This is a genomic window from Pseudomonas sp. 9.1(2019), from assembly GCF_009910445.1.
Lineage (GTDB): Bacteria > Pseudomonadota > Gammaproteobacteria > Pseudomonadales > Pseudomonadaceae > Aquipseudomonas > Aquipseudomonas paraversuta.
This window is the reverse complement of the sequence record NZ_VBWF01000002.1, coordinates 260,529-284,823: the sequence shown is the minus strand read 5'-3', so window position 1 is coordinate 284,823 and position 24,295 is coordinate 260,529. Positions and strand designations below refer to the sequence as shown.

At 60.5% G+C, this 24,295-nt stretch carries 20 protein-coding genes and 1 pseudogene; 12 read left to right on the top strand and 9 right to left on the bottom strand.

The features are described 5' to 3' along the window. The first annotated feature begins 100 nt into the window (after window positions 1-100). From pilM to hemE, 11 genes and pseudogenes are all read left to right on the top strand, one after another. A complete protein-coding gene (gene pilM, locus FEZ21_RS01965) occupies window positions 101-1,072 on the top strand; it encodes a type IV pilus assembly protein PilM (RefSeq protein ID WP_160626343.1) in 972 nt (323 codons plus the stop codon). After that, complete coding sequence (locus FEZ21_RS01960; RefSeq protein ID WP_003438796.1) at window positions 1,072-1,635, top strand: PilN domain-containing protein; 564 nt, start codon at window positions 1,072-1,074, stop codon at window positions 1,633-1,635. The genes pilM and FEZ21_RS01960 overlap by 1 nt, the downstream gene beginning before the upstream one ends. Further along, window positions 1,635-2,255 carry a type 4a pilus biogenesis protein PilO gene (locus FEZ21_RS01955; protein WP_160626341.1) on the top strand — a complete coding sequence of 207 codons (621 nt, stop codon included), beginning with the start codon at window positions 1,635-1,637 and terminating at the stop codon, window positions 2,253-2,255. The genes FEZ21_RS01960 and FEZ21_RS01955 overlap by 1 nt, the downstream gene beginning before the upstream one ends. Further along, a complete protein-coding gene (locus FEZ21_RS01950) occupies window positions 2,252-2,782 on the top strand; it encodes a pilus assembly protein PilP (protein WP_160626339.1) in 531 nt (176 codons plus the stop codon). The genes FEZ21_RS01955 and FEZ21_RS01950 overlap by 4 nt, the downstream gene beginning before the upstream one ends. A 135-nt stretch (window positions 2,783-2,917) precedes the next feature. Next, window positions 2,918-4,156: pseudogene (locus FEZ21_RS01945) on the top strand (type IV pilus secretin PilQ); the annotation flags it as partial. A 4-nt stretch (window positions 4,157-4,160) separates the two neighbouring features. Beyond that, window positions 4,161-4,679, top strand: a complete 519-nt coding sequence (gene aroK / locus FEZ21_RS01940) for a shikimate kinase AroK (protein ID WP_003438807.1) — start codon at window positions 4,161-4,163, stop codon at window positions 4,677-4,679. A 341-nt stretch (window positions 4,680-5,020) separates the two neighbouring features. Further along, a complete protein-coding gene (gene aroB / locus FEZ21_RS01935; protein WP_003438810.1) occupies window positions 5,021-6,121 on the top strand; it encodes a 3-dehydroquinate synthase in 1,101 nt (366 codons plus the stop codon). A 10-nt stretch (window positions 6,122-6,131) separates the two neighbouring features. Further along, on the top strand, window positions 6,132-7,703 hold the full coding sequence (locus FEZ21_RS01930) for an AAA family ATPase (protein WP_010656286.1): 1,572 nt from the start codon (window positions 6,132-6,134) through the stop codon (window positions 7,701-7,703). A 330-nt stretch (window positions 7,704-8,033) separates the two neighbouring features. After that, window positions 8,034-12,482 carry a glutamate synthase large subunit gene (gltB, locus tag FEZ21_RS01925; RefSeq protein WP_010656285.1) on the top strand — a complete coding sequence of 1,483 codons (4,449 nt, stop codon included), beginning with the start codon at window positions 8,034-8,036 and terminating at the stop codon, window positions 12,480-12,482. Window positions 12,483-12,603: 121 nt separating this feature from the next. Continuing rightward, window positions 12,604-14,022, top strand: a complete 1,419-nt coding sequence (locus tag FEZ21_RS01920) for an FAD-dependent oxidoreductase (protein WP_003438817.1) — start codon at window positions 12,604-12,606, stop codon at window positions 14,020-14,022. A 266-nt stretch (window positions 14,023-14,288) separates the two neighbouring features. Beyond that, on the top strand, window positions 14,289-15,356 hold the full coding sequence (gene hemE, locus FEZ21_RS01915; RefSeq protein ID WP_060695964.1) for a uroporphyrinogen decarboxylase: 1,068 nt from the start codon (window positions 14,289-14,291) through the stop codon (window positions 15,354-15,356). A 64-nt stretch (window positions 15,357-15,420) separates the two neighbouring features. Here the strand turns inward: hemE and FEZ21_RS01910 are convergent, their stop codons facing one another. Beyond that, window positions 15,421-16,644, bottom strand: coding sequence for an MFS transporter (locus tag FEZ21_RS01910; RefSeq protein WP_003438820.1), 1,224 nt, complete (start codon window positions 16,642-16,644; stop codon window positions 15,421-15,423). 176 nt (window positions 16,645-16,820) lie between these two features. Here FEZ21_RS01910 and FEZ21_RS01905 point away from each other — a divergent pair, with 176 nt between their 5' ends. Beyond that, entirely contained in the window at window positions 16,821-17,723 is a 903-nt protein-coding gene (locus FEZ21_RS01905; protein ID WP_003438822.1) for a LysR family transcriptional regulator, read from the top strand. Between the two features lie 28 nt (window positions 17,724-17,751). Here the strand turns inward: FEZ21_RS01905 and FEZ21_RS01900 are convergent, their stop codons facing one another. The 8 genes from FEZ21_RS01900 to FEZ21_RS01865 are packed head-to-tail and all read right to left on the bottom strand — an operon-like array spanning window position 17,752 to window position 24,291. Beyond that, window positions 17,752-18,183: a hypothetical protein gene (locus FEZ21_RS01900; protein ID WP_160626335.1), complete on the bottom strand. Its 432-nt coding sequence runs from the start codon at window positions 18,181-18,183 to the stop codon at window positions 17,752-17,754. A gap of 19 nt (window positions 18,184-18,202) precedes the next feature. Beyond that, window positions 18,203-19,429, bottom strand: a complete 1,227-nt coding sequence (locus FEZ21_RS01895) for a beta-ketoacyl-ACP synthase (protein WP_010656284.1) — start codon at window positions 19,427-19,429, stop codon at window positions 18,203-18,205. Beyond that, on the bottom strand, window positions 19,429-20,157 hold the full coding sequence (gene fabG, locus FEZ21_RS01890; protein ID WP_003438827.1) for a 3-oxoacyl-ACP reductase FabG: 729 nt from the start codon (window positions 20,155-20,157) through the stop codon (window positions 19,429-19,431). The genes FEZ21_RS01895 and fabG overlap by 1 nt, the downstream gene beginning before the upstream one ends. Then, window positions 20,150-20,617 (bottom strand): hotdog family protein, encoded by a 468-nt coding sequence (locus tag FEZ21_RS01885; protein ID WP_003438831.1) that lies wholly within the window; start codon window positions 20,615-20,617, stop codon window positions 20,150-20,152. Before FEZ21_RS01885 ends, fabG begins: the two co-directional genes overlap by 8 nt. Next, entirely contained in the window at window positions 20,614-21,801 is a 1,188-nt protein-coding gene (locus FEZ21_RS01880; protein WP_160626333.1) for a beta-ketoacyl-[acyl-carrier-protein] synthase family protein, read from the bottom strand. The genes FEZ21_RS01885 and FEZ21_RS01880 overlap by 4 nt, the downstream gene beginning before the upstream one ends. Further along, window positions 21,798-22,340, bottom strand: coding sequence for a DUF3261 domain-containing protein (locus tag FEZ21_RS01875; protein ID WP_160626331.1), 543 nt, complete (start codon window positions 22,338-22,340; stop codon window positions 21,798-21,800). The genes FEZ21_RS01880 and FEZ21_RS01875 overlap by 4 nt, the downstream gene beginning before the upstream one ends. Beyond that, complete coding sequence (locus FEZ21_RS01870; RefSeq protein WP_003438837.1) at window positions 22,337-23,062, bottom strand: class I SAM-dependent methyltransferase; 726 nt, start codon at window positions 23,060-23,062, stop codon at window positions 22,337-22,339. The genes FEZ21_RS01875 and FEZ21_RS01870 overlap by 4 nt, the downstream gene beginning before the upstream one ends. Next, on the bottom strand, window positions 23,059-24,291 hold the full coding sequence (locus FEZ21_RS01865) for an NAD(P)/FAD-dependent oxidoreductase (RefSeq protein WP_165439537.1): 1,233 nt from the start codon (window positions 24,289-24,291) through the stop codon (window positions 23,059-23,061). The genes FEZ21_RS01870 and FEZ21_RS01865 overlap by 4 nt, the downstream gene beginning before the upstream one ends. Between the last annotated feature and the right edge of the window lie 4 nt (window positions 24,292-24,295).

The following is a 24,295-nucleotide window of genomic DNA, read 5'->3' as shown; positions in this document are numbered from 1 at the left end:
TTCGCTCATGGGCGTCATGGGCCACATGTCAGAACGGGTTTTGAGCGGATCTCATTTTTTACCCCTCCGTAAGTCACGGATTGCATTAGGGAAAACATCAGTGAGCGGATTATTCAACAAGTCCGGCCAGCGATATGTGGGAATCGACATCTGTTCGCACGGGATAAAAATCGTCGAACTGAGCCGTGCGCACGGCAGGTTCAGGTTGCAGGCATATGCCGTTCAACCGCTGGCGATCCCGGGTGCAGATGATCAGACCGGCGCGGATCCGAAAAGTGTCGCACAAGCGCTGCTCGGGGCATTGGGCAGGGCGGGGGTAGAGGCCCGTGATGCTGTCGTGGCGGTGCCTGACGCGCTGGTCATAGGTAAAACCTTTGAGGTGCAAGCGGGGCTGAGCCGGGAAGATCTGGAGCTTCATGTCTGGTTGGAGGCCGAGCAATATCTGCCCTATGCCCTTGAAGATGCGGCACTGGACTTCGAGGTTCAAGAGCATGTATCCAGCAGCCCGGGTCAGGTCAGCGTATTGCTGGTAGCCTGCCGGCAAGAGACCCTGGCCTGGTACCAGGCACTGTTGAGCGGTGCCGGACTGAAGGCGCGAGTGGTTGATGTTCAGGCCCATGCCCTGGCCCGTGGAGCGGTCTGGGCCCCTGGTCCGCCTCAGCCCTTGGACGTGACGGGCACAGTGGCCGTGCTGGACTTCGCCGCGGCAACGACGGGGTTAAGCATCGTCCGGCAAGGCCTTGTGATCCACTGCGCAGAGCTGCCGTTTGGCTCCGCTGATTTTTGCAATGAAGCCTTGAGCACCGCTGGGGCTGAGCATCTGCAGCGCGGGTTTGCGCAGTTTGCCGAGTCCGGCAGTGGCCCTGGGGTGGTCTCGATCCTGTTGGCGGGTGCTGGGGCGTCGCGCCCGGGGCTGGATCAGCGGGTTGAGGCGCAAACGGGTATACCGACGCGGGTGGCCAACCCGTTTGCGCTCATGGATCTCAATCCTGCACTCGCGCCTGAAGCCTTGTTCTGCGATGCTCCGCTGTTGTTGACTGCCTGTGGTCTGGCCTTGAGGGGGTTTGATTAATGGCGAGAATCAACTTGCTGCCCTGGCGCGCATTGCTGCGTGAAAAGCGCAGCCGGGTTTTTTTGATTGTACTGCTCGCCCTGGCTGTGGCAGCAGCAGGTGGCCTGCTGGTGATCGATCGCTTCATCGACCGCGCCGTGGAGCGGCAGCTGGCGCGCAATGACTTGATCCGCAGCGCCACGGTGCAGCTGGATGGGCGAGCCCGGCAAATCGATCAGTTGAAGGTGCGCCGCGAGCAATTGCTTGAGCGCATGCAAACGATCGAGACGCTTCAGGGCAACCGCTCGGACAGCGGGATTATCCTCGAGCAACTGGCCCGTAGCTTGCCGGTGGGGGTGTATTTCACCGACGTAAAAATGACCGAGCGCACCATCGTCATCACGGGGGTTGCCCTGTCCAATAAACTGGTCGCCGAGTTGATGCGCAACCTGGATGCGTCGCACTGGCTGGAAACCCCCGTACTGATCGATGTTAAAGCGGGGCCGGTGCACACCGGAGGCAATGAGCGGTTATTTCAGATGACCGTACGCAGCCGGCATGCGCCCGCCGGTGGGGTGCTCTGATGGCTGCGCACTGGCTGCAGAGCCTGCGCGTCCTTGAGCTGCACGAGTTGAACCCGGCTCAGTCGGGTGACTGGTCACTGCGGCGAAAATCGCTGGTGGCGCTGGCGTTGGTGGGGTTTGTGTTGCTGGCGGGGTATCTGCTGCAGATTCATTCTGCGCTCACCAGGCTCGAGCAGGAACGTGCGACAGAGACTGTGCTCAAGGCCGGTTTTGAGTCCATGGCCGCGCATGTTTCGGGGCTTGATGCTCACCTGCAGCAAGTGCAGGTGCTGGAAAGCTCTTTCAGGCACTTGATGGCGCAACTGCCCCGCAAGGCAGAAGTCCCCGCGCTGCTTGACCAGATCTCACTACTGGGCCTGACCAGCGGCCTGATGATCGAACGCATCCAGTGGTTGCCCGAAGTTCTTCAACCTTTTTATAGCGAGCTGCCATTGCAGTTGTCGCTGGTCGGGGCTTATCACGACTTTGGTCTTTTCGTCAGCGGCCTTGCTGGCTTGCCGCGCATTGTGACGGTGCAGGATTTTACCCTTGCCCCGCTCAATGATGCGGGAAACGGCCAATTGCGCATGACCCTGCTGGCCAGTACTTACCGCACCCACGATCAGGAATCTGCCCCGTGAGTGTTCTGGCCCGGTTATGGGTCATGGGGTGGGCGGTGGCCCTGGCGGGATGCGACAACGGGCAAAGCCCTGTGCAGTTGCAGGCCTGGCTTCAGGAAGTCCGGACGCATGGGGGGGATGCGGTTGTAACGGTTGCGCAGGCTGGTGACCGGCCGCCGTTTGTCTACACGGCCCAGGCTCTGCGCAGCCCTTTTCAGGCTGCAGGAGAAGCTGGCGCCGGTAGTTGGCAAACAAGTCTTCTGCGCGATGATGAACTTGACGGCAACCGGCCCCGGCAGTTTCTGGAAGGCATTGACCTTGAACAATTCGAAATGGTCGGCACGCTTTCCAGTGCTCTGCGAATCAATGCCTTGTTGCGAGCCAAGGGTGTTGTCCATCGGTTGAAAATCGGCGATTACCTGGGTCGCAACAACGGTCAGATTGCCTCGATCAATAACGCCCGGGTTGAGGTGTTTGAGGTTATTTCCGATGGTCGGGGCGGTTGGCTGGAGCGGTCCCTGACGATCCCTTTAAAACAGCAGTCTTGACGGAACTACGCCATGAAAAGGACTTTCCCGGTGTGTGTACTGGCGCTATGCAGCGCGCTGAATTCGCAGCAGTTACTGGCGGTCGTGCCAGCCGGCCCTCTTGAGTCCCCAGGCTCAAAAGCGCCCGGGGCGGTCTATGTGGGCGAAACCATATCCCTTAACTTCCAGGGCGTCGAAGTGCGCACGGTGCTGCAGTTGCTGGCAGATTTTACCGGGTTCAATCTGGTGGTCAGTGATGCCGTGCAAGGCAGTGTGACCCTCAATTTGCAGGACGTGCCCTGGGACCAGGCACTGGACCTGGTGCTTAAAAGCAAGGATCTCGACAAACGCCTTGAAGGCAATGTGCTGTTGGTAGCGCCTGCCGAAGAAATGGCTGCCCGCCAGCAGTATGAGCAGGATCTGCGCAATCAACTGGCCGAACATGCACCGTTGCGTCGGGAGCTGGTGCAGATCAAGCATGCCCGGGCGGCAGACATTGCCAGCCTGTTTCAGTCAGTGACCGCTGCTCAGCCCGGCGCCCAGGGGCGAGGCTCGCTCACGGTTGATGAACGCACCAATCACATCATTGCCTTGCAGACCGGCGAGCAACTGCAAGAGTTGCGGCGCATCGTGGCTCAGCTGGATGTGCCGGTGCGCCAGGTCATGATCGAGGCCCGTATTGTTGAGGCCGGGGTGGACTTTGAAAGGAATCTTGGGGTGCGCTGGGGCGGGGCGGTCAATCAGGGTGGCAGGTTGAGCGCAGGAGGTATTGATGCAGCAGGCGGGGCTGCAGACTTGAATTCACCCTTCGTCGATCTCGGTGTCAGGGGCAATACCTCGGGGTTGGGTGTCGCCTTCATCAGCAACAACCTGTTGCTTGATCTGGAACTCAGTGCCATGGAAAAGACCGGAAACGGTGAAATCATCTCTCAACCCAAGGTCGTTACCTCAGACAAGGAAACCGCCAAAATCCTCAAGGGCTCCGAAATTCCCTATCAGCAGACCAGCGGCAGCGGGGCAACCTCGGTGTCATTCAAGGAGGCCTCCTTGTCTCTCCAGGTGACGCCGCAAATCACTCCGGACAACAGCGTCCTGATGGAAGTTGTGGTGACCAAGGACGAGCCTGACTACATCAATATGGTCAACGAGGTGCCGCCGATCAAAAAGAACGAGGTCAAGGCCAAGGTGCTGGTTAAAGACGGAGAAACCATTGTGATTGGGGGCGTGTTCTCAAATACTCAAAGCAAAGTAATAGATAAAGTGCCATTTTTTGGCGATCTGCCGTATGTTGGCCGACTTTTCCGGAGAGACGTTGTCCAGGAAAAAAAATCCGAACTGCTGGTGTTCCTGACTCCGCGTATCATGAACAACCAGGCGATTGCTGTGAGTCATTGATTCTGTGCGAAATTTGATTCTTGTTGGGCCAATGGGGGCTGGAAAAAGCACCATCGGACGTTTGCTGGCCAAAGAGCTGCACCTGCCGTTCAAAGATTCCGACAAGGAAATTGAATTGCGCACCGGTGCCAATATCCCGTGGATCTTCGATAAAGAAGGCGAACCGGGCTTTCGTGATCGTGAAGCGGCGATGATTGCCGAGCTTTGCGAAGCCGATGGCGTGGTACTGGCAACCGGTGGTGGCGCGGTCATGCGCCCGGAAAACCGGCTTGCGCTGCGTAATGGCGGGCGGGTGGTGTACTTGCATGCCTCCATCGAGCAGCAGGTTGCACGTACCGCGCGTGACCGCAACCGACCTCTGCTGCGCAATGCCAATCCGGAGAAAATTCTGCGGGACCTGCTGGCTGTTCGCGACCCGCTCTATCGGGAAATCGCCGATCTGGTGGTCGAAACCGATGAGCGACCGCCGCGGATGGTGGTTCTGAATATTCTCGAACGTCTGGCTCAACTTGCCCCACGGTAGTCGCTGCTTCGACAGCGGTTACAAAAAACCATCGCACCCTTGACGGTGTATCCATGTCCGGGCCATTAAAGTGCGTTGCGAAATGCGCTATCCTCGGCGCCGGCCATGGCGTGCTGCCAGGCAGTCAAAGGTATTGAGGGAACTGGCTTGCCAGCGATGCAGGTGCCGCGGTCACAAGGTTTGACCAGGTTCATGCAGCCGCCGCCAGGCCCGCTCCGACAGAGCTTGTTTTGCTTCAGCGGTATGGCCAAAGGCTATAGGGTTGTGTCACTTCCCGGCGCGACCCACACTTGATAATTGTGAGACAGGGCGCCGGCTGTCCTTTTTCAATGCGGGGATTCATGCAAACACTGAAGGTTGATCTAGGCGAGCGTAGCTACCCGATTCACATTGGCGAAGGTTTGTTGGATCAGCCCCTGCTGCTGGCTCCGCACATCGCCGGTCGCCAGGTGGCGATTGTGACCAACACCACCGTGGCTCCCCTCTATCTTGAGCGCCTGACCCGCAGCCTGGCGGGGTATTCGGTGCTGCCGATCATCCTGCCCGATGGCGAATCGTTCAAAAACTGGGAAACCCTGCAGCTGATTTTCGATGGCCTGCTCACAGCCCGCCATGACCGGCGCACCACGGTGATTGCCCTTGGTGGTGGCGTGATTGGTGACATGGCCGGGTTTGCCGCCGCTTGCTATCAGCGCGGTGTCGACTTTATCCAGGTGCCAACCACCTTGCTCTCGCAGGTTGATTCGTCCGTGGGCGGCAAAACCGGGATCAACCATCCGCTGGGCAAGAACATGGTCGGTGCCTTCTATCAGCCCAATCTGGTGCTGATCGATACGCAAACCCTCAATACCCTTGCGCCCCGCGAATTGTCCGCAGGGCTGGCGGAAGTCATCAAGTACGGGCTGATTTGCGACGAGCCTTTCCTGACCTGGCTGGAAGACAACATGGACGCTCTGCGTGGCCTCGATCAGGTTGCCCTGACTGCCGCCATTCAGCGTTCGTGCTCGGCCAAGGCCGAAGTGGTCGGCGCCGATGAACGCGAGTCGGGTGTGCGTGCCACCCTCAACCTTGGACACACCTTTGGCCACGCCATCGAAACCCATATGGGCTATGGCGTGTGGCTGCATGGCGAGGCGGTTGCGACAGGTACGGTGATGGCGCTGGAAATGTCTTTCCGTTTAGGCTGGATCGACCAGGCCGAGCGTGATCGCGGTATCCGTTTGTTCCAGCGTGCAGGTTTGCCGGTTGTGCCGCCTGCCGACATGAGCGAAGCCGACTTCATGCAACACATGGCAGTTGATAAAAAAGTGATCGACGGTCGTATGCGACTGGTGCTGTTGCGCCGTCTTGGCGAAGCCACAGTGACTGACGATTATCCACAAGAGGTTCTACAAGCCACGCTGGGTGCGGATTACCGCGCACTGGCTCAGCTTAAAGGTTAATAAGATCCTGATGACTAGTTTGCATGCCGACGAGGCGTTCCTCGGTCACTTCCAGCTGAACCATGACCCCTTTGCACCACGGGTGCCGGGGTTCAAGTTTTTCCCTGCCCAGCGCAAGCCGGTGCTGGGGCAATTGCACCACCTTGCCCGCTACAGCCAGTTGCTGTTGGTGGTGACCGGGCCTGAGGGCAGCGGCAAGACCTTGCTGCGTCAGGCACTGGTCGCCAGCACCAACAAGCAGTCAGTACAGAGCGTGGTGGTGTCGGCACGGGGTGCCGGTGACGCTGCTGGCATCTTGCGCCAGGTGGCGCAGACCCTGAACGCTGCCCGGGCCGATGTGGGCGCGATTCTGGCGCAAGTGGTACAGCTGGCGCTGACCGGGCAGGAAGTCTACCTGCTGGTCGACGACGCCGAGCAGCTCGACGAGTCTGCTCTTGAGGCCCTGCTGGCCCTGGCGGCGGGTGCGCCGGAAGGCCGGCCGCATGTCTTCCTGTTTGGCGAGCCGTCAATGATTGACGGGCTTGAGCAGTTGAGCGCTGATGAAGAGCGCTTCCATGTGATCGAGCTGCAGCCCTATACCGAGGAAGAAACCCGCGAGTACCTGGCGCAACGCCTTGAAGGTGCCGGGCGTGGAATCGAACTCTTTAGCGCACAACAGATCTCAGATATACACGAGAGCTCCGAAGGCTGGCCTGGCATCATCAATCAGGTCGCCCGCGATGCAATGATCGAAGCCATGATTGCTAGCCGTTCTGCGGTCAAACGTCCAAGTATGGGGTTCAACATGCCTAAGAAACACGTATTGGCCATTGGTGCCGTAGTGGTGGTGGCAGTAGCCGCTGCCATTCTGATTCCGGGTCGCAGCAAAGCACCAACCGCACCCGCTGCTGAGCAGACACAATTGGGCCAGGCCACGCCGAATGGCGGCGCCAATCCGTCGATAGATTTCGCCGGTTCTTCGCAGCCAATGCCATTGCCGCTGGTGGGTCAATCGCAGCCGGTCATGCGCGGGCCTCTGGCTGAAGCCGCTGGCGGCATTGCTGAAGGCGATGACGGCGGCGTACCTGCAGTCGACGGTGGTGTGGCCCAGCCGCCAACCGTAACCACCACTGCGCCGCCTCCAGGCGTGGCATCGGGCCCGGCACCAGTGGCAGCACCACGTCCTGCGCCGGCACCGGCCGTAGCAGCAGCCAAACCTGCACCTGCTCCGGTTGCCAAGCCTGCTCCGGCCCCGGCTCCAAAGCCTGTGGTGAAACCGGCCGAGAAGCCGGTCACACTGGCCAAGGCGGCACCGGGCGGTAGCTGGTATTCCAGCCAGCCAGCAACTAACTACGTGGTGCAGATTGTCGGCACCAGCTCCGAAGCCTCTGCACAAAACGTCGTCAAGGAAGTAGGTGGCCAAGCCCGCTACTTCAAGAAATCGCTCAACGGCAAGCCCCTGTTTGTCGTCACCTACGGCAATTTCCCGAACCATGCCGCAGCAACTGCGGCAATCAAGAACTTGCCAGCGAAGATTCAGGCTGGTAAACCTTGGCCTCGCACTGTCGCCAGCGTCCAACAAGAACTGGCAGCAGCTCGCTGATGCTCCGGCGGCCTTACCCAGGCCGCCGTTCTCGTACATCAAAATTCCAGCTTGAGCATGCGGCTAAATAGGCCGTATGCCTTGTGGTGTCTGCGCCGTGTGGCGGTCAACATCAAAAATGTTTTGACTAGCACAGGCAATCGCTTTAAACCTTCATAAATGCGACATGAATTTACGGCAATTCGCCGCTTAATTTGTGAGCTCTTACGTCGGTGTGTAGAATGACCACCCTTTTGCCCTGCCAAGCTGGCGTACGTTCAGCGCGGGGACCAAGTGGTTGAATTAAAAGAAATTTGCCCCTTTATGGGGCAGCCTGGTGAGAAAGTGTCTATGAAAGCAGGTCTGTACCACCCCGATGAATTCAAGGATAACTGTGGTTTCGGCCTGATTGCCCATATGCAGGGCGAGCCCAGTCATACCCTTCTGCAAACCGCCATTGAGGCCCTGACCTGCATGACCCACCGCGGTGGGATCAACGCAGACGGCAAGACCGGTGACGGTTGTGGCCTGCTGATTCAAAAACCTGATCTGTTCTTGCGTGCCGTGGCCAAAGAACAGTTCGGCAGTGATTTGCCCAAGCAGTACGCGGTCGGCATGGTGTTTTTCAACCAGGACCCGATCAAGGCTGAAGCGGCCCGTAACAACATGAACCGCGAAATCCTCGCGGCGGGCCTGCAACTGGTGGGCTGGCGCAAAGTGCCGATCGATACCAGCGTGCTGGGCCGTCTGGCCCTGGATCGTCTGCCGCAGATCGAGCAAGTGTTCATTGCCGGTGCCGGCCTGAGCGATCAGGACATGGCGATCAAGCTGTTCAGCGCCCGTCGTCGATCGTCGGTGGCCAACGCCGCTGATACCGACCATTACATCTGCAGCTTTTCCCACAAGACCATCATTTATAAAGGCCTGATGATGCCGGCGGATCTCACCGCCTTCTATCCGGACCTGAGCGATGAGCGCCTGCAAACCGCGATCTGCGTGTTCCACCAGCGCTTTTCGACCAACACCTTGCCGAAATGGCCACTGGCCCAGCCATTCCGCTTTCTCGCCCACAACGGCGAGATCAACACCATCACCGGCAACCGCAACTGGGCCCTGGCCCGTCGCACCAAGTTCGCCAACGACCTGATCGGCGACCTCGACGAGCTCGGCCCGCTGGTCAACCGCGTGGGTTCTGACTCCTCCAGCATGGACAACATGCTGGAGCTGATGGTCACCGGTGGCATCGACCTGTTCCGTGGCGTGCGCATGCTGATTCCACCGGCGTGGCAGAACGTTGAAACCATGGACCCCGACCTGCGGGCGTTCTATGAGTACAACTCGATGCACATGGAGCCGTGGGACGGCCCGGCGGGCGTGGTAATGACCGATGGTCGTTACGCTGTCTGCCTGCTCGACCGCAACGGCCTGCGCCCGGCGCGCTGGGTTACCACCACCAACGGCTATATCACCATCGCCTCGGAAATCGGCGTGTGGAACTACCAGCCACAGGACGTGATTGCCAAAGGCCGTGTGGGCCCTGGGCAGATCCTCGCCGTTGACACCGAAACTGGCCAGGTGCTGGACACCGACTCCATCGACAACCGCTTGAAGTCGCGCCACCCGTACAAGCAGTGGCTGCGCAAGAATGCCCTGCGCATTCAGGCCACCATCGACGACAATGACCATGGTTCGGCGTTTTACGACGTTGACCAGCTCAAGCAATACATGAAGATGTACCAGGTCACGTTCGAAGAGCGCGATCAGGTGCTGCGTCCATTGGGCGAACAGGGCTACGAAGCCGTGGGCTCGATGGGGGACGACACGCCAATGGCGGTGCTGTCCCAACGAGTGCGCACGCCATACGACTACTTCCGTCAGCAGTTCGCGCAGGTCACCAACCCGCCGATCGATCCGCTGCGTGAAGCCATCGTCATGTCGCTGGAAATCTGCCTCGGTGCCGAGCGCAACATCTTCCAAGAATCGCCAGAGCACGCTTCGCGCGTGATCCTCAGTTCACCGGTTATCTCGCCTGCCAAATGGCGCTCGCTGATGAACCTCGACCTGCCGGGCTTTGAGCGTCAGATCATCGACCTCAACTACGACCAGTCGGTTGGCCTGGAAGCGGCGGTGCGCAACATTGCCGATCAGGCTGAAGAAGCCGCCCGTGCCGGCCGTACGCAAATTGTCCTGACCGACCGCCATATCGCGCCGGGCAAGCTGCCGGTTCACGCCTCGCTGGCTGTGGGCGCGGTGCACCACCGCCTGACCGAAAAAGGTCTGCGCTGCGACAGCAACATCCTGGTAGAAACCGCTACTGCCCGCGACCCGCATCACTTCGCGGTGCTGATCGGCTTCGGCGCTTCGGCGGTCTACCCGTTCCTGGCCTACGAAGTGCTGGGTGATCTGATCCGCACCGGCGAAGTGCTGGGCGACCTTTACGAAGTCTTCAAAAACTACCGTAAGGGCATCACCAAGGGCCTGCTCAAGATCCTCTCGAAGATGGGCATCTCGACCATTGCCTCGTACCGCGGAGCGCAGTTGTTCGAGGCCATTGGCTTGTCTGAAGAAATCTGCGACCTGAGCTTCCGCGGCGTACCAAGCCGGATCAAGGGCGCACGTTTCGTTGACCTTGAAGCCGAGCAAAAATTGCTGGCTGCCGAAGCCTGGAGCGCGCGCAAGCCGATTCAGCAAGGCGGTTTGCTCAAGTACGTGCACGGTGGCGAATACCACGCCTACAACCCGGACGTGGTTGCCACCCTGCAGGCGGCTGTACAGCAGGGCGACTACAGCAAGTTCAAGGAATACACGGCACTGGTCGACAAGCGCCCGGTGTCGATGATCCGCGATCTGTTCAAGGTCAAAACCCTCGACACGCCGCTGTCCATTGACCAGATCGAACCCCTGGAGTCGATCCTCAAGCGTTTCGACTCGGCGGGCATCTCCCTTGGCGCACTGTCGCCGGAGGCCCACGAAGCCCTGGCCGAAGCCATGAACCGTTTGGGCGCACGCTCCAACTCCGGTGAAGGCGGCGAAGACCCGGCGCGTTACGGCACCATCAAAAGCTCGAAAATCAAACAGGTGGCCACCGGCCGTTTCGGTGTGACCCCGGAATACCTGGTCAACGCCGAAGTGCTGCAGATCAAGGTGGCCCAGGGCGCCAAGCCGGGCGAGGGCGGGCAACTGCCGGGCGGCAAGGTCAACGGTCTGATCGCCAAACTGCGTTACGCAGTACCCGGCGTGACCCTGATCTCGCCACCGCCGCACCACGACATCTACTCCATCGAAGACTTGTCGCAGCTGATTTTTGACCTCAAACAGGTCAATCCCAAGGCGCTGGTTTCGGTCAAGCTGGTGGCGGAAGCGGGCGTAGGCACCATCGCCGCAGGCGTGGCCAAGGCCTATGCCGACCTGATTACGATCTCCGGTTATGACGGCGGCACCGGTGCATCGCCCCTGACTTCGATCAAATACGCGGGCGCGCCGTGGGAGCTGGGCCTGGCTGAAACCCACCAGACCCTGCGCGGCAACGACCTGCGCGGCAAGGTGCGGGTACAAACCGACGGCGGCCTGAAAACCGGCCTCGACGTGATCAAGGCCGCGATCCTCGGCGCTGAAAGCTTCGGCTTCGGCACCGCGCCAATGATCGCCCTGGGCTGCAAATACCTGCGTATTTGCCACCTCAACAACTGCGCCACCGGCGTGGCGACCCAGAACGAATCGCTGCGTAAAAACCACTACATCGGCACGGTCGACATGGTGGTCAACTTCTTCACCTACGTGGCTGAAGAAACCCGCGAGTGGCTGGCCAGACTCGGTGTGCGCACCCTCGAAGAGCTGATCGGGCGTACTGACCTGCTGGAAATCCTGCAGGGCGAAACCGCCAAGCAGCACCACCTCGACCTGACGCCACTGCTGGGCAGCGACCATATCCCGGCCGACAAGCCGCAGTTCTGTCAGGTAGAGCGCAACCCGCCGTTCGACAAAGGCCTGCTGGCCGAGAAGATGGTCGACATGGCCACTTCTGCCATCAACGACCTGAGTGGCGCGGAGTTCGCCCTGGACATCTGTAACTGTGACCGCTCGATCGGTGCCCGGATCTCGGGTGAAATCGCCCGTGCCCACGGCAACCAGGGCATGGCCAAGGCGCCGATCACGTTCCGCTTCAAAGGCACTGCAGGCCAGAGCTTTGGTGTGTGGAACGCCGGCGGCCTGAACCTGTACCTCGAAGGCGATGCCAACGACTACGTGGGCAAGGGCATGACCGGCGGCAAGCTGGTGATAGTGCCGCCTGCGGGCAGCGTCTACAAAACCCAGGACAGCGCGATTATCGGCAACACCTGCCTGTACGGCGCCACCGGCGGCAAGCTGTTTGCGGCGGGCACGGCGGGCGAGCGTTTCGCCGTGCGTAACTCCGGTGCCCACACCGTGGTTGAAGGCACGGGCGATCACTGCTGCGAATACATGACTGGTGGTTTCGTCTGCGTACTGGGCAAAACCGGTTACAACTTCGGCTCGGGCATGACCGGCGGTTTCGCCTACGTGCTGGATCAGGACAACAGCTTTGTCGACCGGGTTAACCACGAACTGGTGGAAATCCAGCGTATCAGTGGCGAAGCGATGGAGGCCTACCGCAACCATCTGCAACACGTGCTGGACGAATACGTTCAGGAAACCAACAGCGAGTGGGGCCGCAACCTCTCGGAAAACCTCGATGATTACCTGCGTCGTTTCTGGCTCGTCAAACCCAAGGCGGCGAGCTTGAAATCTCTGCTGGCCAGTACTTTGGGTAGTCCGCAGTGACGACGCAGCGGCAGGCGGCAAGCTTCAGGCCGCAAGCTCGAAGCAGTCAGGGGTGTTCCGGTAAACGTGTTCTTGCAGCTGTAAGCTTGAAGCTTGCAGCTGTCGTAAAGAGGTTTTGAAGATGGCTGAACGTCTGAGTAACGACTTCCAATTTATCGATGTCGGGCGCAAAGATCCGAAGAAGAAACTGTTACGTCAACGCAAAAAAGAGTTCGTGGAAATCTACGAACCTTTCAAACCCCAGCAGTCGGCCGAGCAGGCCCACCGCTGCCTGGGTTGCGGTAACCCGTACTGTGAATGGAAATGCCCGGTGCATAACTTCATTCCCAACTGGCTCAAGCTGGTGGCCGAGGGCAACATCCTCGCCGCCGCCGAGCTGTCGCACCAGACCAACACCCTGCCCGAAGTGTGCGGCCGGGTGTGCCCGCAAGACCGTCTGTGCGAGGGTGCCTGCACCCTCAACGACGGTTTTGGCGCGGTCACCATCGGCTCGGTGGAGAAGTACATCACCGATACCGCCTTTGCCATGGGCTGGCGCCCGGACATGTCGCGGGTGGTGCCGACCGGCAAGCGTGTGGCGATCATCGGTGCCGGGCCTGCGGGCCTGGGCTGTGCCGACGTGCTGGTGCGTGGTGGCGTGACCCCGGTGGTCTTCGATAAAAACCCGGAAATCGGCGGTCTGCTGACCTTCGGCATCCCGGAGTTCAAGCTCGAAAAAACCGTGCTGAGCCACCGTCGCGAAGTCTTCACCGGCATGGGTATCGAGTTCCGTCTCAATACCGAAATCGGCAAGGACATCAGCATGGAGCAGCTGCTGGCCGAGTACGACGCGGTATTCATGGGCATGGGCACTTACACCTACATGAAGGGCGGCTTTGCCGGTGAGGACTTGCCGGGTGTGCATGACGCGCTGGACTTCCTGATTGCCAACGTCAACCGCAACCTGGGCTTTGAAAAGTCGCCGGAAGACTTCGTCGACATGAAAGGCAAAAAGATTGTGGTGCTCGGTGGTGGCGACACGGCCATGGACTGCAACCGTACTTCGATCCGTCAGGGTGCCAAGTCGGTGACCTGTGCCTATCGTCGTGACGAAGCCAACATGCCCGGCTCGCGCAAAGAGGTGAAGAACGCCAAAGAAGAAGGCGTGAAATTCCTCTACAACCGCCAGCCGATTGCCATTGTCGGCGAAGGCCGGGTTGAAGGCGTGAAGGTGGTCGAGACCCGTCTCGGCGAACCCGATGCCCGCGGCCGTCGCAGCCCGGAGCCGATCCCGGGTTCTGAAGAGATCATCCCGGCGGACGCCGTGATCATCGCCTTTGGTTTCCGTCCGAGCCCGGCGTCATGGTTTGAGCAGTTCGAGATCCAGACCGACAGTCAGGGCCGTGTCATTGCGCCCGAGCAGTCGCAGTTCAAGCACCAGACCAGCCACCCGAAGATCTTTGCCGGTGGTGACATGGTGCGCGGCTCCGACCTGGTGGTCACCGCGATCTTCGAAGGCCGCACCGCGGCTGAAGGGATCATGGATTACCTGGGCGTGTGATGCGGTTGTAATTTTTGAAACATGATCAAAATGTAGGAGCTGGCTTGCCAGCGATAGCATCACCTCGGTCTTGATCAAAGACCGAGTTGTCAGCATCGCCGGCAAGCCAGCGCCCACACAAACCTCATTCCAGAATGAGGTTTGTGGGCTGCGCCAAATCAAAATCCCCGCGACAAATCGCCCCGATAGATAAAAGGCACGGCTCTTGCCGTGCCTTTTGCGTCCGTCTCTGAGAAAATGCCCCCACTTTTTTTCCGGATGCAGACATGACTGATCTCAAGAATGACCGTTTCCTTCGCGCTTTGCTCAAGCAACCCGTAGATGTCACGCCTGTCTGGATGATGCGTCAGGCCGGTCGCTATCTGCCGGAGTACCGCGCGAGCCGTGCCAAGGCCGGCGATTTCATGAGCCTGTGCAAGAACGCCGAGTTCGCCTGTGAAGTCACCATGCAGCCTCTGGACCGCTTCCCTCAGCTGGATGCGGCCATCCTTTTCTCCGATATCCTGACCATCCCTGACGCCATGGGCCAGGGCCTGTACTTTGAAACCGGCGAAGGCCCGCGCTTCAAAAAGGTGGTCAGCACCCTGGCTGACATCGAAGCCCTGCCGATCCCGGACCCGCAAAAAGACCTCGGCTACGTGATGAACGCGGTCAGCACCATCCGCCGCGAGCTTAACGGTCGTGTGCCGCTGATCGGCTTCTCCGGCAGCCCGTGGACCCTGGCCACCTACATGGTTGAAGGCGGCTCGTCGAAAGACTTCCGCAAAACCAAGGCCATGCTCTACGACACCCCCCATGCCATGCACCTGTTGCTCGACAAGCTCGCGCAGTCGGTAACGTCCTACCTCAACGGTCAGATTCTGGCCGGCGCACAGGCCGTACAAATCTTCGATACCTGGGGCGGTAACCTGTCGTCTGCGGCTTATCAGGAATTTTCCCTGGCCTACATGCGCAAAATCGTCAGCGGTCTTATCCGCGAGCATGAAGGGCGCAAAGTACCGGTGATCCTGTTCACCAAAAATGGCGGCCTGTGGCTCGAAAGCATTGCCGATGCCGGCGCTGATGCCCTGGGCCTGGACTGGACCTGCGACCTGGGTGAAGCCCGTCAGCGCGTCGGTAACAAGGTTGCGCTGCAAGGCAACATGGACCCGACTGTGCTTTACGCCAACCCCGAGGCAATCCGCACCGAGGTCAAGCGCATCCTGGCCAGCTACGGCAAGGGTTCGGGCCATGTATTCAACCTGGGGCATGGCATTACCCCGGAAGTGAAACCGGAACATGCGGGTGCCTTTATCAGCGCCGTGCACGAGTTCTCGGGCCAGTATCACGAGTAAGCTCAAGCCTTATAAAAAAACCCGGCCAGTGCCGGGTTTTTTTTGGCTTGCGCGAGGCCCTGGATCAAATGCTCTTCACGTTCCTCGGCAGCACCGGCAATCGGGCCAGGTGCAACGCTACCAACAATGCAATCACCAGCAGCGCGACGATAAACGAACCAATGCCGTTCCACCCGGCGTAATGCCAGAAGAAACCGCCGGCGGTCCCGGCGATGCTCGATCCGGCGTAGTAACTGAACAGGTACAACGACGACGCCTGGCCCTTGGCTTTGGTGGCGCGCCGGCCGATCCAGCTGCTGGCCACCGAATGCGCGCCGAAGAAGCCGAAGGTGAACAGCAACATGCCGATGATCACCAGCGCCACAGGCTCGAACATGGTCAGTGCGATCCCGGCCAGCATCAGCACGATCACGGCCCACAACACCCTGCGCCGCCCCAGCTTGTCGGCCAGCGCGCCAATTTGCGCCGAGCTGTAAATACCGGACAGGTACACCACTGACAGCAAGCCCACCAGCGCCTGATTCATGTTGTACGGCTCTGCCAGCAAGCGATAACCGATGTAGTTGAACAGCGTCACGAAGCTGCCCATCAGCAAGAACGCCTCAAGAAACAGCCATGGCAGGCCGGCATCGCGAAAGTGCATGGTGAACCCGTCCAGCAGGCTGCGCGGGTTCATGGTGCGGGGGCGGAAGTTGCGCGACTCGGGCAGGATCTTCACAAACACCAGGGCGGCCACCAGTGCCAGGCCGCCGATCACCAGCATCGCCGTATGCCAGCTCACAAAGTCGATCAACACGCCGCTGATCAGGCGTCCGCTCATGCCACCAATGGCATTGCCGCCAATGTACAGACCCATCGCCAGACCGATGTGCTGCGGGTGAATTTCTTCACTCAAATAGGTCATGGCCACGGCGGCCAGTCCGCTCAGTGACAAACCCACCAGCGCCCGGGTGATCAGCACACCTTCCCAGGTGGGCATCAGCGCGCTGAGGAGGGTAAACGCAGCCGCCGAAAACAATGCAAACACCATCACCGGTTTACGCCCGAACGTATCGGAAATGGGCCCGGTGATCAGCAAACCTATGGCCAGCATCCCTGTGGCTACCGACAGGATCAGACTGCTCTGCGCCGCGTTGATCCCGTATTCATGGGACAGCACCGGCATCATCGGCTGCACGCAATACAGCAAGGCAAAGGTGGCGAAGCCCCCGGAGAACAGTGCCAGCACCGTGCGCATAAACAGCGGTGTGCCTTTCTCGATGAAAATGTCATTCAGTTGCGTGCCCATATCATCCTGCGCGGGCGGCGGGATTTCGTGGGCGAGAGGGGCGACAGCAGTTTTCACGGGGACCTCAGACAAACATAAAGCCGAGCGGCAATGGCAAAAGAATATAGGTGGCTAACGATTCTTTCCAATATATTGTTCGACCTGTTTGATAGGTTTTACGACTCAATGGGGTTCCTATGGAATTGCGTCATTTACGTTACTTCATCGCTGTTGCCGAAGAACTGCACTTTGGTCGCGCGGCCCAGTTGCTGGGTATTTCCCAGCCGCCCCTGAGCCAGCAAATACAGGCCCTGGAGCAAGAGCTGGGGGCTCGCCTGTTCGACCGGACCAACCGTCGGGTCGAGCTCAGTGAAGCGGGCCGGTTGTTTCTGGAGGAGGCGCGACTGGTGCTGGCCCAGGTCGACAAGGCAGCCGACGTGGCCCGGCGCGCACAGCTGGGGGAGCTGGGGGAACTGAAGATCGGCTTTACCTCATCGGCGCCATTCAGCTCGAGCATTCCCCAGGCCATTTTTGCCTTTCGCCAGGCGTTCCCGGCGGTGCATTTAAACCTCAAGGAAATGAGCAGCCGCGAAGTGGCCGAAGGGTTGGTGGACGAGTCCATCGAGGTCGGGATGATCCGCCCGCTGGCATTGCCGGAGTCATTGACGGTGGTGGAACTGTTCAGCGAGCCTCTGGTGGCTGTGATCCAGGCCGATCACCCGCTGGCTGCAGGCAGCGAAGAAGGTTTGCAGCTGGCGGCCCTGGCCGAAGAGCCTTTTGTATTTTTCCCGCGCAGTTACGGCAGCGGATTGTATGCACAGCTGATGAGCCTGGCCCGCCAGGCGGGTTTCAGCCCGCATTTTTCCCAGGAAGCGGGTGAGGCCATGACCATCATTGGCCTGGTCTCGGCAGGGCTGGGCGTATCGGTGCTACCTGCGTCGTTCCAGCACATGCGGATCAAGGGGGTGGTGTATCGACCGCTGCTGGATGCCGACGCCCATACAGCCGTGTGGCTGGTGCAGCGCAAGGGCCAAAGCTCGCCGATGGCCACGGCATTTGCCGAACTGCTGACGCGTAAAACCGTTAACCAACCCCTGTAGGAGCGAGCTCCTACAGGGGGGGTGATTGTCACTTTGTAGCCGCTTCCGACAGCTGTTGCGCCGTACGCTCGTTCTGCTTGTCCTTGAGATCGCGCACGATGTCGCGGTCCAGCAGGCGCACCCAGCGGATGTAGTTTTTGTGGATCTTGCCGTCCTTGTAGTCCAGACCGCTGCTGTTGCGGTAAATGATCTGGTAGTGGCTGGCGCTGTAGGGGATGTCGATTTCGGCGTGGTATTGCTCGCGCACGGTGATTTGCGCCTGCACCAGGTCAGGGGTGATTTTTTGCACTGTCCAGCCACGGCCCACCAGGGATTTGACGATCGCCTGCTGCATCTGCGCCCGGTCGGCATGAATCGAAGCGTGCAGCGTGCGGTCGGGGGTCTGCATGGGTTTGCTGCTGCACGACACGGTGCTCAGCAGGGCAAGGGCGATCAGGGTTACGCGTAGCAGGTAAGACATTCCATTGGCTCCAGAAGCGTTACGACCAGCGGCGCAAGATCAACGATGTGTTGACCCCGCCAAAGGCAAAGTTGTTGTTCATCACGTAATCGTTGTGCATCTCGCGAAACCCGCCCCGCAGATAATCCAGCTCGCCGCAGCGCGGGTCGACCTGGTCCAGGTTGAGCGTCGGTACATAGCGGTCGCGGTTCATCATTTCGATACAGAACCACGATTCCAGTGCCCCGCAGGCACCCAAGGTGTGGCCCAGAAAACTCTTCTGCGAGCTGATGGGCATGTGCTTGCCGAACAATTCACTGGTGGCCAGGGTTTCGGCAATGTCGCCCTGTTCGGTGGCGGTGCCGTGTCCGTTGACATAGCCGATGGCCTGCGCGGCGATGCCTGCGTCTTCCAGCGCCAGCTCCATGGCCCGGCGCATGGTGCTGACTTCCGGGCGGGTGGTGTGCTGGCCGTCGGCATTGCTGCCGAAACCGACGATCTCGGCATGGATATGGGCGCCACGGGCCAGGGCGTGTTCCAGCTCTTCGAGCACCAGCATGCCGCCGCCTTCGCCGATCACCAGGCCGTCCCGGTCCTGGTCGTAGGGGCGCGGGCTGGTGTGCGGTGCGTCGTTTTTCAGGCTGGTGGCGTACAGCGCGTCAAACACCATGGCTTCGGTGGGGCAGAGTTCTTCGGCACCGCCGGCGAGCATCAGGGGCAAGCGTCCGAACTTGATCGATTCGTAGGCATAGCCGATGCCCTGGCTGCCACTGGTGCAGGCGCTGGAGGTGGGGATCAGGCGCCCGGTGAGACCAAAAAAGATGCTGATATTGGCCGCGGTGGTGTGGGGCATCATGCGCACGTAGCTGTTGGCGTTCAGACCGTCGGCCACCGAGTTGAGCAGCATGTTGCCAAAGGCCTTGATCTCGTCGGTGCTGCCGGTGGACGAGCCGCAGGCCACGCCCATGCGTCCGTCACGAATGATCGGGTTGCCCAGCAAGCCGGCGTCCTGCAAGGCCAGTTCGGCGGCGCCAACCGCCAGGCGCGAGACCCGGCCCATGCTGCGCAGTTGTTTGCGGGTCCAGTGCTTTGGCACCACAAAGTCATCGATGGGGCCGGCCAGACGGGTGTTGAGCTCGGTGAACCGGTCCCACTCGTCCATACGCCGGATGCCGCTGCGACCGGCTAAAAAATTGGCTTCGATACTGGCCCAGTCACTGCCCAGCGAGGTGATGCCGGCCATGCCGGTGACGACAACGCGCTTCATCAGCACAGGCCTCCATTGACCGCCAGGACCTGGCGGGTGATGTAGCCGGCTTCGCCGGACATCAAAAAGTTGACCGCGCCCGCCACTTCTTCCGGGGTGCCCATGCGTTGTGCGGGGATCATTTTCATCAGTTCTTCCACGGGGACGTTTTCGTCGAGCATGGCGGTGTCGATCAGGCCCGGAGCGACGCAGTTAACGGTGATCTTGCGTTTGCCCAGTTCGATGGCCAGCGCTTTGGCGGCACCGATCAGACCGGCCTTGGAGGCGCTGTAGTTGACCTGCCCGCGATTGCCGATCAGGCCCGACACCGAGGTAATGCACACAATGCGCCCGGCCTTGCGGCGGCGAATCATCGGCATCATCACCGGGTGCAGCACGTTGTAAAAACCGTCCAGGTTGGTGCGCATCACCTCGTCCCAGTCGTCTTCACTCAACGCCGGGAAGGCGCCATCGCGGGTCAGGCCGGCATTGAGCACCACGCCGTAATAGGCGCCAAAGGCTTCTACGTCGGCTTCAAGAATCTCCCGGCAGCGGGCGCGATCCGAGACGTCAAATTGCAGTACCCGGGCAGTGCGCCCCAGGGCCTGGACCTCGGCCATCACGGCGTCGGCTTCGCTGCGGCCACTGCGGCAGTGCAGCACCAGATCGAAACCGGCCCGGGCCAGGCGCAGGGCGATGGCGCGGCCGATGCCACGGCTGGAACCGGTAACCAGAATGGACTCAGTCATGGCGGGTCTCCCGGGAGGCTTGAGCAAGATAGTTTTGTGCCTGGGGTGGACGGAACACGTTCAGGCGGGCGCTGGCATGAATGCCGGGGGCGGTGAGATGACACTCGAAAACCCCCATGCCGTTGTCGTCTTCCAGTGAGCGCAGGGCGTGAATCTGCAACTCGGCGCCCGCCGGAAAGTGTTCGACATTGCATTCAAATTTGCGCGTGCCGAGCAAAAAGCCCAGCTCGACGGGGTTGCCTTCACTGCGGGCGCGGCAACCGGCATAGGCCGCCACGCTTTGCGCCATCAACTCGATGCCCACCCATGCCGGGAGGCTGCCGTCTTCACGGTTGAACAAGCCGCCGGGGCGCACGGTGAGACGGGTATGAATCTGTTCCTGGTCAAACTCCAGCACCTGATCGATCAGGATCATGTCGCCGGCGTGGGGCAGCAATTCGGCGAGCGGCCAAGCAATCATGGGGCGTCTCCGATAATCAGGCTGACGTTATTGCCACCGAAAGCAAACGAGTTGCTCATCAGGCAGCGCTGTTGTGTAGATGCCAGGGTCTGGCCGGGCGTCACCCAATTCAGTACCGGAAGTTGCGGATCGCCCTGGCCGTCCCAGACATGGGGTGGCAGCAGGTTGCCGCGGGTCAGGCTCAACCAGCAAAACGCAGCTTCCAGTGCGCCTGCTGCACCCAGCGTATGGCCGGTCATGGGCTTGGTCGACGAGCATGGCACCGCCTGGGGGAACACCTGGGCCACGGCGTGGCTTTCCATGGCGTCATTGTGCCGGGTGGCAGTGCCATGCAGGTTCAGGTAACCGATCTGGCCGGCTTGCAGACTGGCCCGGTGCAAAGCCTTGTGCATGGCCTGCACCGCACCCCGGCCAGTGGGCTCGGGGGCCGAGATATGGTGCGCGTCCGAACTGGCACCGGCGCCGAGCAGGGCTATCGAATGCTCTGCGGCGGGCTGACGGCTCATCAAGAACAGTACGCCGGCTTCGCCAATATTGATTCCGCAGCGGTTTGCCGAGAACGGGTTGCAGCGTTCATCGGACACCGCTTCAAGGGCCGAAAAACCATTGAGGGTCAGCTTGCACAAACTGTCCACACCGCCGCACAGCACCGCGTCACACAGGTTCATGTCCAGCAGGCGCTGGGCGCTCATCAGGGCCCGGGCGCTGGAGGTGCAGGCGGTAGAAATGACATAGGCCGGGCCGCTGACATTCAGCCAGTCAGCCAGGAAACTGGCCGGCGCCCCCAGTTCTTGTTGCTGATAGTCGTAATTTTCGGGGAACTGCTGATGCTGCAAGTAGTGGGCAATACCCTGGCTGGCTTCATCGATCCCCGAGGTGCTGGTGCCCAGCACAATGGCGATGCGGTCACGGCCCCAGGTGCGGATTGCCTGTTCAATGGGCTCGCGAATCTGCAATGCCGCTTCGAGCAGCAACTGGTTATTGCGGCTGGCGTGCGCACTCAATTGCGCCGGGATCGCCGCCAGTTCGCCCTGCACACCGGCCACCGACACCTTGCGTCCGGGTACCAGGCCGCTGGCGTGCTGTATGCCCGAGCAGTCACCGGCAAACAGCCGGCGCGCCACTTCATCGGGGCTGCGGCCCAGGGAGCAGATGATGCCCAAGGCATTCAGATACGCGGTCATGGTGCCGCCTCCAGCGGGCTGATGGCGTAATGCACATCGCCCTTGATATCAATGCGCAATACCTGTGGCTGTTGATAATGGACTTGCCAGCGTGGTTTCAGAAACCGCGCGTCGGCCGCCGATTCTGCCTGTGGATAATTGGCCGCCAGTTCGGCCTGGGGCGTAAGTGCAAACAGCAGGGCGGCAAACAGCTCCCGGGCCTCGGGGTTGGGAGGCAGCAAACCGTCGGCATGCCAGCTTCCGTCCTGCAACACCTGACGCGCCAGGGGAATCCCCAGCGGGTCCATCAACGACCAGCGCAAGCCTGCGCCTTGCTGTTGAATCACCAGCAGCCAGTCCTGGCGCTGGTCGGCCTGTTCGCGCTGAATGTGCAATTGCATCGGCAGCGCCAGGGTCGGGGTCTGTTCTGGCAGTGGCAGGCTCGCGCAGCCGCCCAATAGCAGGCACGCCAGCAAACCTGCAGGAGCGAGCTGTTTGATCTTTTTAAAAATCTCGCGAGCAAGCTCGCTCCTGCAGGTTTTGTGCATCGCCAGGCTCACTGCGCAGGTCCTGCAGGTTTACGGGCCACCAGGTTGACCAGGGTTTCCTCGCGCTCGCCCACCGGTTTCGCGCGACGCAGGCCCAGGCGTTCCAGCAGCCCGAAGTCTTTGGAGCGGCTCCACCACAGATACGGGTATGACACGTTCTGCGCTGTAAACTCGAAGCCCTGATCGCGGATCATCTCCAGATACTGCGCGGCACTTTTCTGCACGTGCATCGGGTGGCGGAACAGCCAGCGAATCACCCAGGTATCGATGTAAGCCTCGGTAGATTCGGCAAACAGCAAATAGCCGCCGGGCTTGAGCACCCGATAAAACTCGGCCAGTGCGCGATCCTGTTGCACCAGGTGATGGAAAGTCTGATGGCAAAACAGGATGTCGACGCTGGCGTCCGCGATTTCAAGTTCGGCGCAGTCGCTGCCGATCAGTTCAATGTCGATGCCCTGACGCCGCGCTTCTTCGCGGCTCAGGGTCAGGCTCAGCGGGTCGGCGTCGAGGCCGATCAGGCGCCTGGGGGCGAAGGTTTGTTGCAGGTACTGGAACGACTTGCCCTGCCCGCAACCGGCATCGAGGATGACCGGCGCCGTTGGCAGCTCAGCGCTGAACAGACTGCGCAGGTCGTTGATGGCCACGCGCAGTACGTGATGCTGCCAGGTGTGACTGCGTAAAAACCAGAACCCGAAACGGGTTTCTTCGACGTAGGTATCGCTCAGAGGTTTCATGGGGTCTCCGTGGCGCAGATGTCCGACAGCATGCGCAGGCGGCGCCGGGGTTCGCTGACAAAGGGGTTGCTTTCATCCCAGGCATAGCCGGCCAGAATCGCGCTGATCATGCGCCGTATTTGTGGCGAGCTGTCGGGGTGGAAGATCACGTCCTGGAAAGTGCCGGCGTACCAGCCTTCGACGTAGCAGCGGAAGGTGTCGACTCCACGTTTGAGCGGTTCGGCAAACTCGGTTTGCCAGTCTACGGCTTCGCCTTGTAGCTGGCGGTGCAGCACTGCGGCGGCCATGCTGGCCGAGCGCATGGCAATGGTCACGCCCGAAGAGAACACCGGGTCGAGGAACTCGGCGGCATTGCCCAGCAAGGCAAAACCCGGCCCGTGCAGGGTTTTGACGTTGGCCGAGTAACCGCCGAGGGTGCGTGCCGGGGTGTCCCACACGGCATTGGCCAGTACCCGGCCCAGGCTTGGGGTTTGCTCGATAAAACTGCGCAGGCACTGGTCGGGGTTCTGGCTGCGTCCCACAAAGTGTTCCGCCGCCGCCACCACGCCCACCGAACTTCGGCCATTGCTGAAGGGGATGGTCCAGAACCAGATATCGCGCTGGGTCGGGTGGGTGGTGATGAGGATTTTTTCGCGCTCGAAACCCGTGCAGTCAATCCGGTCCTCGACATGGGTGAACACCGCCTGGCGCACCGGGAAACCGGAGGGCGCTTCGAGATCGAGCAGGCGCGGCAGAACTCGTCCGTAACCGCTGGCGTCGAGGATAAAGTCGGCCTCGATCCGGTAGCTGCTGGCGTCTTCGCGCACCACATCCAGCAGCGGCTTGCTGCGCTCGATATCCACTGCGGTCACGGTTTCGCCATAGCGGATTTCGACGCCTTGCAGTGCAGCCTGGTCAGCCAGCAGCTTGTCGAAATCGGCCCGCTGGACCTGGAACGTGGTCGGCTTGCCGTTGCTGAAGGTGTCGCCAAAATCGAAGGCGCTGTACTGCTCGCCCCAGGCGAAGGCGGCGCCGTTCTTCAGTTGAAAACCGGCGGCTTGCACCGCCTCGAGCATGCCGGCTTCCTCGATGAAATCCAGGCAGTGCGACAGCAGGCTTTCACCAATGGAAAAGCGCGGGAAGTGCTGGCGCTCGACGATCAATACATCGTGCCCTTTGCGTTTGAGCAAGGCCGCCGCGATTGCACCGGACGGCCCGGCACCAATCACCACGACCTGACGACGTTCCATATCT

Bases quoted from the DNA above. Each gene is read 5' to 3' on its own strand.
- FEZ21_RS01960 (WP_003438796.1), top strand. From the start codon at position 1,072: ATGGCGAGAATCAACTTGCTGCCCTGGCGCGCATTGCTGCGTGAAAAG.
- FEZ21_RS01955 (WP_160626341.1), top strand. From the start codon at position 1,635: ATGGCTGCGCACTGGCTGCAGAGCCTGCGCGTCCTTGAGCTGCACGAG.
- aroB (WP_003438810.1), top strand. From the start codon at position 5,021: ATGCAAACACTGAAGGTTGATCTAGGCGAGCGTAGCTACCCGATTCAC.
- FEZ21_RS01930 (WP_010656286.1), top strand. From the start codon at position 6,132: ATGACTAGTTTGCATGCCGACGAGGCGTTCCTCGGTCACTTCCAGCTG.
- gltB (WP_010656285.1), top strand. From the start codon at position 8,034: ATGAAAGCAGGTCTGTACCACCCCGATGAATTCAAGGATAACTGTGGT.
- FEZ21_RS01920 (WP_003438817.1), top strand. From the start codon at position 12,604: ATGGCTGAACGTCTGAGTAACGACTTCCAATTTATCGATGTCGGGCGC.
- hemE (WP_060695964.1), top strand. From the start codon at position 14,289: ATGACTGATCTCAAGAATGACCGTTTCCTTCGCGCTTTGCTCAAGCAA.
- FEZ21_RS01910 (WP_003438820.1), bottom strand. From the start codon at position 16,644: ATGGGCACGCAACTGAATGACATTTTCATCGAGAAAGGCACACCGCTG.
- FEZ21_RS01905 (WP_003438822.1), top strand. From the start codon at position 16,821: ATGGAATTGCGTCATTTACGTTACTTCATCGCTGTTGCCGAAGAACTG.
- FEZ21_RS01900 (WP_160626335.1), bottom strand. From the start codon at position 18,183: ATGTCTTACCTGCTACGCGTAACCCTGATCGCCCTTGCCCTGCTGAGC.
- FEZ21_RS01895 (WP_010656284.1), bottom strand. From the start codon at position 19,429: ATGAAGCGCGTTGTCGTCACCGGCATGGCCGGCATCACCTCGCTGGGC.
- fabG (WP_003438827.1), bottom strand. From the start codon at position 20,157: ATGACTGAGTCCATTCTGGTTACCGGTTCCAGCCGTGGCATCGGCCGC.
- FEZ21_RS01885 (WP_003438831.1), bottom strand. From the start codon at position 20,617: ATGATTGCTTGGCCGCTCGCCGAATTGCTGCCCCACGCCGGCGACATG.
- FEZ21_RS01880 (WP_160626333.1), bottom strand. From the start codon at position 21,801: ATGACCGCGTATCTGAATGCCTTGGGCATCATCTGCTCCCTGGGCCGC.
- FEZ21_RS01870 (WP_003438837.1), bottom strand. From the start codon at position 23,062: ATGAAACCTCTGAGCGATACCTACGTCGAAGAAACCCGTTTCGGGTTC.
- FEZ21_RS01865 (WP_165439537.1), bottom strand. From the start codon at position 24,291: ATGGAACGTCGTCAGGTCGTGGTGATTGGTGCCGGGCCGTCCGGTGCA.